This is a genomic window from Burkholderia sp. Bp9015 (assembly GCF_003853505.1).
Taxonomy (GTDB): domain Bacteria; phylum Pseudomonadota; class Gammaproteobacteria; order Burkholderiales; family Burkholderiaceae; genus Burkholderia.
The window spans coordinates 44011-57311 of the sequence record NZ_QTPZ01000027.1 but is presented as its reverse complement, the minus strand read 5'-3'; the positions used below and the strand labels follow the sequence as shown (position 1 = coordinate 57311).

Here is a 13301-nt window from a genome sequence, read left to right as displayed (position 1 = left end):
CTAGTACGAAACGGGGGTTTTGTCAGATGAAAAGCGCAGGAAAAGCCGGCGCCCCCGTCATGTGACGGCGAGCCGCCCCGGGCGTGGCGGGCGCGTGTCGCCCGCTTCCACCGCGCGACCCGACGGGGCGGAACGACCGCCCGCCGCAACTCGGCTCCGAAGCGACGCCGGCGCGCCGATCCCGCCGCACCGCGTCAGCCGCCCTTTCCGCTTTACGTTATGCTGTCCGCCGACCCGATCCACACCATCGGAGGGCCTATGAAACGGGGGATCCGTGCGATCGCATGCGCGGCCATCGCGCTGGCGCTGCCGGGTGCGGCATTCGCACTGACCGACGGCTACGCGCAATACGACGACTGCATGCTGGGCGCGCTGCGTGAGAGCCGCAACGGCGTGGCCGCGCAGCTGATCCAGCGCTCGTGCGACGCGCTGTACCGCAACAACGCGATGCTGCTGCCGCGCGAGCGGCGCTTCCACGAGTGCGTCGTGCAGTCGCTGCCGGGCGTGCGCGACAACTACGCGATCCAGCAGATCATGGCGATCTGCTCGCGGCGCGGCGAGATGTGAGGGAGTAGCGCGCGTCAGCCGGCGCTGGGCCTGCAGCGCATCTAAAGGAGTCGGCGCGATGCCGCCGCCCGGACGCAGACAAATGCAAAGCGGTGAGCAGTCAGTTGTAGAGCCAGTGCCCAGCCTTGGCCGATGCAATCAACATTCGGACGTTCAGGTCCGGAACATGATGAACGACTCTTTTCTTGAACGGATTGATCAAGTCAAGAAATGAAGAGTCCTCTTCGGGGTAATATTTTTTAATGTCGAATCTACTCATATCGACACCAAACTCCTCCGAATACTCCTTCATCATTTCTCCGACTTCAGCAACATCAAAGCCCAGGTCAACATCCAGATCGGTATTTTCGGTTATATCCACATTCCTCGACAACATGGAGAAGCCAATCCTCTTCTTCACGAAGTCAACTACTTCATCCTCAATGTCTACCATAACCTGTCACCCTCCCTCGCGACCCTATTGTAATGATTAGCTGCCTTATGAGCGATAATACAAATGTCACTCGCGAGAATTACCCAGCCTGCGACGGGTATCGTTCTCCCCACAAAAGTGCCGATGTTCCTCACCATCCTGACTTTCAGATCCTTCACCGGCCCGCCCACCAGGGTGGGCAACTTAAGACCAAACGGAAACTGCGCCTTCTGAAAAACCCTTCTCGAAAACTGGCTTGCACGCGAGGTCCCTTTTATTGCTCCGCCGGGTTTCACACGGGTCGATAAATTGTTTTTACCAAGCAGAAGCATGCCAACCGACACCGCATCGTCGACACCCAACTGATTCATGGATTCGTCGACCATTATCCAGAAGAACAATTCCCCGGCAGTCAGATTATCCATTCCATAATAATAGTAAACGCCGCCCAACTTTTCGGCCGCCCCCATTCAATATCCTCGCGTGTAATTTCCAGAACTGTTTTTCAGTCTAACGAAGACATATGGCTACCGAGCGGACAAATTCCTGCCGATCTTCCGGCCGCTCTCTATGCAACGACGGTGGAATATCCCGCGAAACTTTTGTCATGCGGCTCGACGTGAGCAATGACGGGGCACAGCGGGATACCGGCTCGAGAAAAGGCATACCGGTTCCGCACTCGAGCAACGACGCACCGGCTCGATGGCAACGTAACAGACCGTTACCAGACGGCGCTTACCAGCGAGTACGCAGCAATTGCGTTGTGTGATCTTCCCTGCGCTGGCGAATCTCGGGCATGTTAAAGCCAGCGAGGCGGCGCCTGCGCAGCGTCAATAGAACATCCCTCACCGCACAAACAAAAAAGGCCTGCGCACATGCAGGCCTTCGTTCGGTCAATCGATCGCGTTCAGAACGACGCGACCATCGAGCCCTTGAACTGCTTCTTGATGAACTCCCGCACTTCCGCCGACTGGTACGCCTTGACCAGCTTCTTCACCCACGGCTGATCCTTGTCCTTCGCGCGCACGGCGATCAGGTTCGCATACGGGCTCGTCAGCGATTCGAGCGCGATCGCGTCCTTGGTCGGCTGCAGGTTCGCGGCGAGCGCGTAGTTCGTGTTGATCACGGCGGCGTCGACGTCCGACAGCACGCGCGGCAGTTGCGCGGCGTCGAGCTCGGAAATCTTCAGCTTCTTCGGGTTCTCGGCGATGTCGAGCACCGTCGCGTTGTTGCCGCCCGTGCCGGCGCCCGTCTTCAGCTTGATCACGCCTTGCGTCTGCAGCAGCAGCAGCGCGCGGTTCTCGTTCGACGGATCGTTCGGCACCGCGAGCTTCGCGCCTTGCGGCAGGTCCTTCAGCGCCTTGAACTTCTTCGAGTACACGCCGATCGGCGAGATGTAGGTCAGGCCCGCGCTGACGATCTTGTAGCCGCGCTGCTTCACCTGGCTGTCGAGGTAGGGCTGGTGCTGGAAGCTGTTCGCGTCGAGGTCGCCCGAGTCGAGCGCCGCGTTCGGCTGCACGTAGTCGTTGAACTCGATGACCTTCACGTTCAGGCCTTCCTTCTCCTTCGCGACCTTCTGCACGACCTGCCAAACTTCCGCATCCGGGCCGGCCACCGTGCCGACCTTGATGACCTTGTCCTCGGCGTGCGCGCCCGCCGACAGCGTCAGCGCGGCACCGGTGGCCAGCACGGAAAATACCTTCAGGAGACTGCGACGCTTCATCTGTTTCTCGCTTTCTTGCTAACTGAAAATGGGGCGCGATACGGGTATCCCCGGACTCGCAGGAAGGGGCAAATGGTGTCACAGGATCGGCCGGAAGTGAAATACATCCCGCTCATATGGGTATGCACCGCGGCGGTGCTGGTGGACGATGCGCGACGACGGCCGGCACGACAGGGAACGGCCGCTGTGCTAAAAAGACCGGCCGACCGGCACACCACGCGCCGGCGACAATTCCAGGGCGATCCATGTACGTCATCGACATCCATTACAACGCATCGCTCGAGCGCATCGACGATGCACTCGAACGCCACCGCGCGTATCTTCAGCCGCTGTTCGAGCGCGGCATCTTCATCGCGGCGGGGCCGAAGGTACCGCGCGAAGGCGGCGTGATCCTCGCTGCCCGCATCGACCGCGACGAACTGGACGCGATCCTCGAGACCGATCCGTTCGTGACCGAAGGGCTCGCGACGTATCGCGTGACGGAATTCCGGATCACGCGTGCCGCGCAAGGCTTCAACGTGCCGGCGCTGCCGTAACGCGCGCAAGCGCATCAGCGCCCGAATGTTCATACGCAGCCGCCCCGCGAGGCGGCGCATGCAGATCGAGGGGGAGAAGGAGGAATGCGTGACGGCGCGTCGCGGCCGTCACGCGTAGCGCCAGGCGAGCGCCCGGGCGAACCTGCGGCGTACGCCGTTCAGTCGACCAGCAGCTTCAGGTCGTGGACCCACGGGCCGGGGCCCTGGCCGTCGCGCACGAACAGGCGCAGCTTGCCGTCGCGATCGAACACGTAGCTCGCGGCGGTGTGATCCATCGTGTAGCTGCCGGGCGTCTTGCCGGGCACCTTCGCGTAGTACACGCGGAAATCCTTTGTAACCTTCTTGAGCTGCGCCTCGTCGGCCGGCCGCAGGCCGATGAACGACGGATCGAACGCAGGCACGTACTGGCCGAGCAGCGCGGGCGTGTCACGCTCCGGATCGATGGTGACGAACAGCACCTGCACACGCTTCGCGGCATCGGGGCCGAGCTGCTTCAGCGCTTCGGACAGTTCGGCCATCGTCGTCGGACATACGTCCGGGCAGTGCGTATAGCCGAAGAACACCACGACCGCCCGGCCCTTGAAGTCGCCGAGCGTGCGCACCTTGCCCGCCGTATCCGGCAGCGAGAAATCGCTGCCGAACTGCGTGTTGCCGGTGATGTCGAGATTCTGGAATTTCGGCGCGTTGTCGCAGCCGGCGAGCAGCGTGGCTGCCGCGAATGCGCACGCGAGCATCCAGCCTTGGCGCGCGCGGCGCCCGAACCATGAATGGAGCATTGCGTTCAAACCGTGCGGTTACACGCCGAGCAGCGGGCGCGCATAGTGATCGACGAGCAGCGCGGCGAACAGCAGCGACAGGTAGACGATCGAGTAACGGAAAGCCTTGCGGGCGAGTTCGTCCGAATAGTCGCGATGGATCTTCCACGCATACGCGAGGAACACCGCGCCGAGCAGCACCGCGCTCGTCAGGTAGACGGCGCCGCTCATCGCGGAGATGAACGGCATCAGCGTGACCGCGAACAGGATCACCGTGTACAGCAGGATGTGCAGCCGCGTGAACTTCTCGCCGTGCGTGACGGGCAGCATCGGCAGGCCCGCGTTTTCGTAGTCCTTGCGGCGATAGAGCGCCAGCACCCAGAAATGCGGCGGCGTCCACACGAAGATGATCAGCACGAGGATCCACGCGTCGCCGGGCACCGCGCCGGTGACCGCGGCCCAGCCGAGCGCCGGCGGCATCGCGCCCGATGCGCCGCCGATCACGATGTTCTGCGGCGTCATCGGCTTGAGCAGCAGCGTGTAGATCACCGCGTAGCCGACGAACGTCGCGATCGTCAGCCACATCGTCAGCGGGTTCGTGAAGGTATAGAGCGTCCATGCGCCGACGCTGCCCAGCACGGCCGAGAACAGCAGGATCTGCGGAGTCGTGATCTCGCCGCGCGCGGACGGACGCCACGCGGTACGGCGCATCATCGCGTCGATCTTCTGCTCGACGAGGCAGTTGATCGCGAACGCGGCGCCGGCCAGCAGCCAGATGCCGACCGTGCCGCCGATCAGCACATGCCACGGCACCATGCCCGGCGTCGCGAGAAACATGCCGATCACCGCGCAGAACACCGCGAGCTGCGTGACACGCGGCTTCGTCAGCGCCATGTACTGCGAGAACCGGCTACCGGGCGATTGGGAAAGGGTGCTTTGCATGGGGACGGTCACGCCGGGGCGGCGTCGCGCGCGGGCTGCACGACACGGCCGGGGCGGCTTGAAAGGATGCGAAAGTTTAACATGACGACGAGCAGCAGCAGGATCGCGGCACCGCCGTTGTGCGCGACGGCGACCGGCAGCGGCCACTGCAGCACGATGTTGGTCAGGCCCGTCAGGAACTGCAGCAGGACCACCAGCAGCACGCCGTTCGCGGGCCGGCGCAGCGACTCGAAGCGGCGCATCCTCAGCGCGAACGCGACCAGGTATGCGACGACGACGAACGCGAACGTGCGGTGGGTCCAGTGGATCGCGACCAGCGCGTCCTGCGTGATCGCGTCGCCGTCCTTCGTCATGCCGAGCGCGCGCCACAGATGGAAGCCCTGGCCGAAGTTCATCGGCGGAATCCACTGGCCGTTGCAGGTCGGGAAGTCGGTACACGCGAGCACCGCGTAGTTGGTGCTCACCCAGCCGCCGAGCGCGATCTGCACGACCAGCAGCACCAGCGCCGCGAGCGCGGCCGCGCGGTAGCGGCCGGCCTCCGGGTCATGCGACGGCAGCGGCGTCTGCCGCGCCGCGAGCCAGCCGAGCGTGCCGAGTAGCATGAGGCCGAGCAGCAGGTGGGTCGTGACGATCACCGGCTGCAGCTTCATCGTGACCGTCCACGCGCCGAACACGCCCTGCACGACGATCAGCAGCAAGAGGCTCGTCGGCCACCACGGCGACACGTGCAGCGGGCGGCGGCGCAGCCGCGCGGACCAGGCGATCACGACCTGCGCGATGATCAGCACGCCGATCGCCATCGCGAAATAGCGGTGGATCATCTCGATCCATGCCTTCGTCATGCTGACGGGGCCGGTCGGCATTGCCTGGTGCGCGGCCGTGATCGCGGCGTGCGCGATGAACGGCGACGACGTGCCGTAGCAGCCGGGCCAGTCGGGGCAGCCGAGGCCCGAATCGGTCAGCCGCGTGAAGCCGCCGAACATCACCAGGTCGAGGGTCAGGAACGTGGTGATCCACACCAGCTTGCGGAACTTGTCGTCGTCGGCCTTCACCCACACGTACGACAGCGGCAGCAGCGCGATGCAGAGGCCGATCAGGCCGAGTTGCAGTAGATACGACATCGAATGGTTGCCTCGTCGTCTCGCCTTAGCCGATGCTCGACCACTTCAGCAGCTTGGTCACGTCCGACTTGATCTTGCTGGGATTCGGGTCCTTCGGGAAACGCATCATCAGGTTGCCGTTCGGATCGACCATGTAGAGGTGGTCGCTGTCCTTCGTGCCGGCGTCGGCCGGCAGCCATGCAGCCACCGCGGCCGGATCGGCGACCAGCCGGCGCGTGTCCGGATAGGCTTCCAGAACCTTCTGCGGAATCGCGCCCGCATCGCTGCGCAGCCACACCATCGTGATCCGGTGCCGCTCGCCCGCCTGCGTGACGCGGATCTGGCGCATGAAGTAGAGCTTTTGCGCGCATGCATCGTCGCACGCGCTGCGGTCGGTCATCACGAACAGCCACACGCCGCGCAGCGACGACAGCGGCACCGTCTTGCCGGTTTCGTCGGTGACCTGCAGGTCGGCCGGGATCGGCCGCTGCGGCTCGATCAGCGTGCCGTAGTTGGTCGAGCCGCCCTTCGGCTTGATCACGTAATAGGTGAAGTACGACGCGATGATCGGCGCCGCGCACACGAGACCCAGCAGCACGAGCATCCAGCGGCCGCGCTTGCGGGCGGCGGGCGAGATCGGCGCGGCGGCCGGACCCTGACGGGAAGATTGCATGGACAAATCAGACCTCTCGAAACGAACCCGCGGCGCGCGTGCGCCGCGTCCTGCCATGGCGCTCACGCGCCGGCCGACTTCTTCGCCGCACGCCGCGCGGCGTACAGGCCAAAGCCGAGCGCGACCGCCGCCATAGCCCACCACTGAAACATGTAACCGTAATTGCGCTCGACGCCGGTCGTCGCCGCCGGCCAGTCGCGCACGAGCTTGTCGCCGTCGTCGCTCGTCTGCTGGATCACGAACGGCTGCAGCGGCAGCCCCGTTTCCTTCGCATACGCGGCGACGTCCAGGTTCTGCCGGATCTTCTGGTGCGCGGCCGAGCCGCCTTCGCCGAGTTCGAACGCGCGCGACGCGTCGGCGCGCGCGATGCCTTCGATCTCGATCTCGCCGCCGGGCGTCGGGAACGGCTCGATCGCCGTGCGATCGGCGATGTTGCGCGGCAGCCAGCCGCGGTTCACCAGCACGACGCCGCCGCCCGTGAGTTTAAACGGCATCACGACGTAAAAACCCGGCTGGTCGTTATACGGCCGATTGTCGAGGAACACCGCCTGCTCCGGCAGGAAGCGGCCCTTCGCCCGCACGCGGTGGAACTCGATCGACGCGAGCGGAATCGGCTGCGCACCGACGTCGACGGGCACCGCGTGCTCGTAACGCACGACGTTCGCCTGCAGCGCTTCCTTCTGGTGCGCGCGGTCGCGCTGCCAGAACCCGAGGCGAATCGTGACCGCGACGACGACGAGAATCAGCAGCGCAGGCAGCCAGCGGATCTTCATCGGGCCACCCGCGAGGCGCATTCGCGAAAGCGAAGTGCGATAATTATCCTCTTCCTTTCGAATTGCCGTCGTCCGGTTCGTGTCATGCACATCCTCGTTCCCATCGCCTTCGTCCTCATCGTCGCCAGCATGGGCTCGGCGCTCTACTTCATGATGCAAGACCGCGGCCATACGAAACGCATGGTGTGGTCGCTTGCCACCCGTGTCGGGCTGTCGATCTCGCTGTTCCTGTTCATCCTGTTCGCGAACTGGATGGGCTGGATCCATTCGACCGGCCTGCCGATCGGGCGTTGATGCCTTCACCGCGCCGGCCTCTGTAATCGCTGTGACATTTCGCCGCACAGCGGAGCTACCAAGCAAAAGCGCCGCCTGACTGAGTCGCGGCGGCGCCGGATTGGCGTTGAGCGCAAGCAGCCGGCCGCTGCCCCGTCCCCGCCAATGAAAACGGCCCGCGCATCGCTGCGCGGGCCGTTGTTGCATTTACAGCCAGTAGACGACGACGTACAGGCCGAGCCAGACGACGTCGACGAAGTGCCAGTACCACGCGGCGCCTTCGAATGCGAAGTGGTGATCAGGCTTGAAGTGGCCGCGGATCATCCGCACCAGCACCACCGCGAGCATCGTGCCGCCGAGGAACACGTGGAAGCCGTGGAAGCCCGTCAGCAGGAAGAACGTCGAGCCGTACACGCCCGAGTTCAGCGTCAGGTTCAGTTCGTTGTACGCGTGGTAGTACTCGAAGCCCTGCGTGAACAGGAAGCAGACGCCGAGCACGAGCGTCGCGGCCAGCCACGCGATCGCCTTGTTGCGATGATTGTCGCGCAGCGCGTGGTGCGACACCGTCAGCGTCGCGCCCGACGACAGCAGCAGCGCCGTGTTCAGCGTCGGGATCGGCCACGGGCCCATCGTCTTGAAGTGACCGGCGAGCGCGGCCGGGCCTTCGTTCGGCCACACGGCGGAGAAATCCGGCCAGATCAGCTTGTAGTCGAGGCTGCCGAGCTGGTGCAGCGCGATTTCACGCGCGTAGAACAGCGCGCCGAAGAATGCGCCGAAGAACATGACTTCGGAGAAGATGAACCAGCTCATGCTCCAGCGGTACGACTTGTCGACGTTCTTGCCGTAATGACCGCCTTCCGACTCGGCGATCGAATCGCCGAACCAGTGGTACAGCGTGAAGAGCAACCACAGCAGGCCAAGCAGCGCCGTGTACGGAGCCCAGTCGTGACCGTTGATCCACAGCGCCACCGACGCGAGCATGACCAGCAGGCCGCAGGCCGCGCTGATCGGATGCTGCGACGGATGCGGCACGAAATAGTACGGGGTCTGGTTTTGACCGCTCATGCTTGATTCTCCACTTCAGTCCAATTTGTGTACCGGAAACCGCTCCGGCTTTATTTCTTGCACGGCACGACCGCCGCCGCTCTTTCCCGCACGCAGCGCCCGGGCGCTACGCACTGCATTCTTTCGTGGCCGCGAGCCTCAGCCCACGACCGCACGCACGATCAGGATCAGCACGCCGATGAACACACCGGCCGCGATCAACGCGACGATCAGCACGTGCAGCGGATTGAGCTGCGTCGCGTCGGCCTCCAGGTCGCGCCGCTTGCGCACCCCGAAGAACGACCACAACACCGCTCGCAACGCCTGGCCGAACGACCCGCTCCGCTTGGTCTCTGTCACTGCCCCGTCTCCGTCGTCATGCGTCCGGCTTCGCGTCGCCCTGCGCCGCCGTCTTGCGCGGTGCCGGCGCCGGCGCGGCCGGCGTGTTCAGCTCGAAGAACGTGTACGACAGCGTGATCGTCTTCACGTCCTTCGGCAGCTTCGGATCGATCACGAACACCACCTGCATCTTGCGCGACTCGTTCGCAGCCAGCGTCTGCTGCGTGAAGCAAAAACACTCGATCTTCTTGAAGAACTCCGTCGCCTGCTTCGGCGCGTAGCTCGGAATCGCCTGCGCCACCACCGGCCGGCCCTGCCCGTTGGTCACGTCGTATACGATCGTCGTCAGTTCGCCCGGATGCACGTCGAGGCTGTTGCGCTCCGGCTTGAAACCGAGCGGGCCGCGCGCATTCGCATCGAACTCGACCGACACCGTGCGGCTCATGTCGACCTGCGAGTTCTTCACCTCGCGTTCGCTGACATCGCGCTGCACCAGGTTGTTGATGCCGGTGATCTGGCAGATCGCGCGATACATCGGAATCAGCGCGAAGCCGAAGCCGAACATCAGTCCGGCCACGACGAAGAGCTTCACCAGCATCGAACGATTGAATGCGCGATCGACGGCGCCCTCTTCCGGCTTCGACATACGACGACTTCCTCGCTACTGCGTCAGTTACTGCATATCAGTGAGTGGACAGCCACCACTGCTTGATCACGACACCCACAAAAAAAACGGCGGCGATGACGAGCAGGATGAGGCCGAGCCGCTTGTTGCCCGCGCGAATCTGCTCGGGCGTTCGTCTTTGTTGTGGATTCCGGTTCATCTGAAACTTCGCTGAAACTTCGCTGAAACATCGATTCGGCGCCCGCCGCGCCTGCCTGCGCGGCAGGCAGCGGCGGAACGCCGGGTGAAACTTATTCGACGTGCGGCGGTTGCTCGAACGTGTGGAAGGGAGCCGGGCTCGGCACCGTCCACTCGAGGCCCGTCGCGCCATCCCACGGCTTGTCCGACGCCTTTTCCAGGTCGCCGCCGCCACGGTAGGCCGGCAGCGCGACCGCGAACAGGAAGTACACCTGCGCGAGGCCGAAGCCGAATGCGCCGATCGTCGCCACCTGGTTGAAGTCCGTGAACTGCGCCGGGTAGTCCGCATAACGACGCGGCATGCCCGCGAGACCGACGAAGTGCATCGGGAAGAACGTCAGGTTGAAGAAGATCATCGACGACCAGAAGTGGATCTTGCCGCGCGTCTCGTTGTACATCCAGCCCGTCCACTTCGGCGCCCAGTAGTACCAGCCCGAGAACAGCGCGAACAGGGAGCCTGCCACCAGCACGTAGTGGAAGTGCGCCACCACGAAGTAGGTGCCGTGGTACTGGATGTCGAGCGGCGCCATCGCCAGCATCAGGCCCGTCAGGCCGCCGAACGTGAACACGAACAGGAAGCCGATCGCGAACAGCATCGGGGTCTCGAACGTCATCGAGCCGCGCCACATCGTCGCGAGCCAGTTGAACACCTTCACGCCCGTCGGCACCGCGATCAGCATCGTCGCGTACATGAAGAACAGCTGACCGGTGACCGGCATGCCCGTCGCGAACATGTGGTGCGCCCAGACCATGAACGACAGGATCGCGATCGACGCCGTCGCGTACACCATCGAGCTATAGCCGAACAGCGTCTTGCGTGCGAACGCCGGGATCACCTGCGACACGATCCCGAACGCCGGCAGAATCATGATGTACACCTCGGGGTGGCCGAAGAACCAGAAGATGTGCTGGTACATCACCGGGTCGCCGCCGCCTGCCGCGTTGAAGAACGACGTGCCGAAGTGGCGGTCGAACAGCACCATCGTGATCGCGCCTGCCAGAACCGGCATCACGGCGATCAGCAGGTACGCGGTGATCAGCCAGGTCCATGCGAACATCGGCATCTTCATCAGCGTCATGCCCGGTGCGCGCATGTTCAGGATCGTCACGACGATGTTGATCCCGCCCATGATCGACGACGCGCCCATGATGTGGACCGCGAAGATCGCGAAGTCCATGCCCGGGCCCATCTGCGTCGACAGCGGTGCGTACAGCGTCCAGCCGGCGGCCGTCGCGCCGCCCGGCGCGAAGAACGAACCGACCAGCAGCACGGCCGCGACCGGCAGCAGCCAGAAGCTGAAGTTGTTCATCCGCGCGAACGCCATGTCGGACGCGCCGATCTGCAGCGGAATCATCCAGTTCGCGAAGCCGACGAACGCCGGCATGATCGCGCCGAACACCATGATCAGGCCGTGCATCGTCGTGAGTTCGTTGAAGAACTCCGGACGCATGATCTGCAGGCCCGGCTCGAACAGCTCGGCACGGATGCCGAGTGCCATCACGCCGCCCGACAGGAACATGATGAACGAGAACAGCAGGTACAGCGTACCGATGTCCTTGTGGTTGGTGGCGAACAGCCAGCGCCGCCAGCCGTGCGGCATTTCGTGCGCGTGGTCGTCGTGCGCGTGGTCCGCGGCTACGTCGTGCCCGATGCTAGACATGAGAATCTCCTAATGCGAATACGTCGACTAACTCAGCGACACGTCAAGCCGCCGGCCCGATCTCGACCCGCCGGGCTTCCTTCGCGTCAGCCCCGCCCGTGATCGTTTCCGGCTTTTTGAGAATAATGTGGTCTTCCGCCACGCCTGCTGCCTTCAGCGCGTCGCGCACGGCCTGTGCACGATGCTTGGCCAGTTCGGCGTTCGCGTCGGCCGAGCCCGTCTTGTCGGTGAAACCCGACAGCGCGAGCTTCGCGTCCGGATGTGCCTTCGCATAGTCGGCCGCTGCGGCGATCGCCGCCTTCGCGTCGGCCGGCAGCACGCTCTTGCCCGTTTCGAAGTAGATCGTCGACACAGCCGCCGATGCCGACGCTGCCGCCGGTTGCTCGGCCGCACCCGACGCGGCTTGCGCCGGTGCCGAGGCCGCTTCGGCCGGCGCCGCGGCGCCCGCCACGTCTTCCGGCATCTTGCCGTTGCGCGCGTCGGTCACTTGCTTCGGCTGCAGCAGGTCGTTCTTGTGGTTGCCCCACGAGTTGCGCTCGTACGTGATGACCGATGCGATGTCGAGGTCCGACAGCGACGCCCACGACGGCATCGCACCCTTGCCGTGCAGCACGCGCTCGACGTGGCCGGCGATCGGGCCGTTCACGATCGGGCTGCCGTCCATCGCCGGGAAGGCGCCGAGGCCCTTGCCGTTCACCTGGTGGCAGGCCGCGCAGTTCGCCTTGTAGACTTCCTCGCCGTGCGCGACGAGTTCGGCCATCGTGTAAACCTTGTTCGGATCGACCGATGCGCCGGCCAGCTTGGCCTTCTGCGCGCTCACCCACTTCGCGTAGTCGTCGTCCGACAGCACCACGACCACGACCGGCATGAACGCGTGTTCCTTGCCGCACAGTTCGGTACAGAAGCCGCGGAACGTGCCGACCTTGTCGGCCTTGAACCACGTATCGCGCACGAAGCCGGGGATCGCATCCTGCTTCACGCCGAACGCCGGCACGTACCACGAGTGAACGACGTCGTTCGCGGTCGTGATGATGCGGATCTTCTTGTTGACCGGCACGACGAGCGGGTTGTCGACTTCCTGCAGGTAGGTCTCGGTGATCGGCTTCTTGCCCATCACTTCGTCACGCGGGGTGCTGAGCGTCGACAGGAAGCTGATGCCCTCGCCCGGACCCTTCACGTAGTCGTAGCCCCACTTCCACTGGTAGCCGGTGACCTTGATCGTGAGATCGGCGTTGGTCGTGTCCTTCATCGCGACGACGGCCTTCGTGGCCGGCAGCGCCATCAGCACGACGATGATGAACGGCACGATCGTCCAGATGATTTCGACGGTCGTGCTTTCATGGAAATTGGCGGCCTTGTGGCCTTTGGATTTGCGGTGCGCGAAGATCGAATAGAACATCACGCCGAACACGCCGACGAAGATCACCGTACACAGGATCAGCATCATCGTGTGGAGATCGTAGAGCTCCTCGGCGATCTTCGTGACAGGCGGCTGAAAGTTGATCTCGTTGACGCGGGGGCCGCCCGGGCTATCACCGACCGCCAGAGCCGCGCCGGCAAAGAGCAATCCGCTGCATGCCAGCACGCCCGTGAGGGCTCGCTTGATTGTTTTCATAGCATCCTTACCCAAAATTTCCATTC

The 13301-nt window shown here is 64.0% G+C and carries 17 protein-coding genes; 3 read left to right on the top strand and 14 right to left on the bottom strand.

From position 1 onward, the window contains the following. Positions 1 to 258: 258 nt before the first annotated feature. Positions 259 to 567 (top strand): VF_A0006 family four-cysteine protein, encoded by a 309-nt coding sequence (locus tag DIE12_RS25755; protein WP_124520722.1) that lies wholly within the window; start codon positions 259 to 261, stop codon positions 565 to 567. 100 nt (positions 568 to 667) lie between these two features. Here DIE12_RS25755 and DIE12_RS25750 read toward each other — a convergent pair whose 3' ends face one another. The 3 genes from DIE12_RS25750 to DIE12_RS25740 all read right to left on the bottom strand — a co-directional run bounded on the left by DIE12_RS25750 (position 668) and on the right by DIE12_RS25740 (position 2702). Next, positions 668 to 1000: a DUF1493 family protein gene (locus DIE12_RS25750; protein ID WP_124520720.1), complete on the bottom strand. Its 333-nt coding sequence runs from the start codon at positions 998 to 1000 to the stop codon at positions 668 to 670. After that, a complete protein-coding gene (locus tag DIE12_RS25745; protein WP_124520718.1) occupies positions 994 to 1449 on the bottom strand; it encodes an STM2901 family protein in 456 nt (151 codons plus the stop codon). The genes DIE12_RS25750 and DIE12_RS25745 overlap by 7 nt, the downstream gene beginning before the upstream one ends. A 437-nt stretch (positions 1450 to 1886) precedes the next feature. After that, positions 1887 to 2702 (bottom strand): MetQ/NlpA family ABC transporter substrate-binding protein, encoded by an 816-nt coding sequence (locus tag DIE12_RS25740; RefSeq protein ID WP_044848208.1) that lies wholly within the window; start codon positions 2700 to 2702, stop codon positions 1887 to 1889. A 245-nt stretch (positions 2703 to 2947) separates the two neighbouring features. On the opposite strand from DIE12_RS25740, the gene DIE12_RS25735 reads away from it, so the two are divergent. Further along, positions 2948 to 3238 (top strand): YciI family protein, encoded by a 291-nt coding sequence (locus DIE12_RS25735; RefSeq protein ID WP_044848209.1) that lies wholly within the window; start codon positions 2948 to 2950, stop codon positions 3236 to 3238. A gap of 158 nt (positions 3239 to 3396) precedes the next feature. Here the strand turns inward: DIE12_RS25735 and DIE12_RS25730 are convergent, their stop codons facing one another. From DIE12_RS25730 to DIE12_RS25710, 5 genes are all read right to left on the bottom strand, one after another. Then, positions 3397 to 4014 (bottom strand): SCO family protein, encoded by a 618-nt coding sequence (locus DIE12_RS25730; protein ID WP_124486528.1) that lies wholly within the window; start codon positions 4012 to 4014, stop codon positions 3397 to 3399. A gap of 18 nt (positions 4015 to 4032) precedes the next feature. After that, on the bottom strand, positions 4033 to 4935 hold the full coding sequence (gene cyoE / locus DIE12_RS25725) for a heme o synthase (RefSeq protein WP_124520716.1): 903 nt from the start codon (positions 4933 to 4935) through the stop codon (positions 4033 to 4035). An 8-nt stretch (positions 4936 to 4943) separates the two neighbouring features. Beyond that, positions 4944 to 6056, bottom strand: a complete 1113-nt coding sequence (locus DIE12_RS25720) for a heme A synthase (RefSeq protein WP_124486529.1) — start codon at positions 6054 to 6056, stop codon at positions 4944 to 4946. Between the two features lie 25 nt (positions 6057 to 6081). Further along, positions 6082 to 6708, bottom strand: a complete 627-nt coding sequence (locus tag DIE12_RS25715) for a cytochrome C oxidase subunit I (RefSeq protein ID WP_124486530.1) — start codon at positions 6706 to 6708, stop codon at positions 6082 to 6084. Between the two features lie 62 nt (positions 6709 to 6770). Continuing rightward, complete coding sequence (locus tag DIE12_RS25710) at positions 6771 to 7481, bottom strand: SURF1 family protein (protein ID WP_260426278.1); 711 nt, start codon at positions 7479 to 7481, stop codon at positions 6771 to 6773. Between the two features lie 84 nt (positions 7482 to 7565). On the opposite strand from DIE12_RS25710, the gene DIE12_RS25705 reads away from it, so the two are divergent. Then, complete coding sequence (locus DIE12_RS25705; protein WP_044848213.1) at positions 7566 to 7775, top strand: twin transmembrane helix small protein; 210 nt, start codon at positions 7566 to 7568, stop codon at positions 7773 to 7775. Between the two features lie 186 nt (positions 7776 to 7961). Here the strand turns inward: DIE12_RS25705 and DIE12_RS25700 are convergent, their stop codons facing one another. From DIE12_RS25700 to coxB, 6 genes are all read right to left on the bottom strand, one after another. Further along, positions 7962 to 8819: a cytochrome c oxidase subunit 3 gene (locus DIE12_RS25700; protein ID WP_044848214.1), complete on the bottom strand. Its 858-nt coding sequence runs from the start codon at positions 8817 to 8819 to the stop codon at positions 7962 to 7964. A gap of 138 nt (positions 8820 to 8957) precedes the next feature. After that, positions 8958 to 9158, bottom strand: a complete 201-nt coding sequence (locus DIE12_RS25695; RefSeq protein WP_006760730.1) for a DUF2970 domain-containing protein — start codon at positions 9156 to 9158, stop codon at positions 8958 to 8960. Between the two features lie 16 nt (positions 9159 to 9174). After that, the gene (locus DIE12_RS25690) at positions 9175 to 9783 is read right to left on the bottom strand and encodes a cytochrome c oxidase assembly protein (RefSeq protein ID WP_044848216.1); all 609 of its coding nucleotides are present in this window, start codon (positions 9781 to 9783) and stop codon (positions 9175 to 9177) included. A gap of 37 nt (positions 9784 to 9820) precedes the next feature. Further along, the gene (locus tag DIE12_RS38215; protein ID WP_027789063.1) at positions 9821 to 9961 is read right to left on the bottom strand and encodes a cytochrome oxidase small assembly protein; all 141 of its coding nucleotides are present in this window, start codon (positions 9959 to 9961) and stop codon (positions 9821 to 9823) included. A gap of 91 nt (positions 9962 to 10052) precedes the next feature. Beyond that, positions 10053 to 11660, bottom strand: a complete 1608-nt coding sequence (ctaD, locus tag DIE12_RS25685; RefSeq protein ID WP_044848217.1) for a cytochrome c oxidase subunit I — start codon at positions 11658 to 11660, stop codon at positions 10053 to 10055. 43 nt (positions 11661 to 11703) lie between these two features. Next, positions 11704 to 13299 carry a cytochrome c oxidase subunit II gene (gene coxB, locus DIE12_RS25680; protein ID WP_124520712.1) on the bottom strand — a complete coding sequence of 532 codons (1596 nt, stop codon included), beginning with the start codon at positions 13297 to 13299 and terminating at the stop codon, positions 11704 to 11706. Between the last annotated feature and the right edge of the window lie 2 nt (positions 13300 to 13301).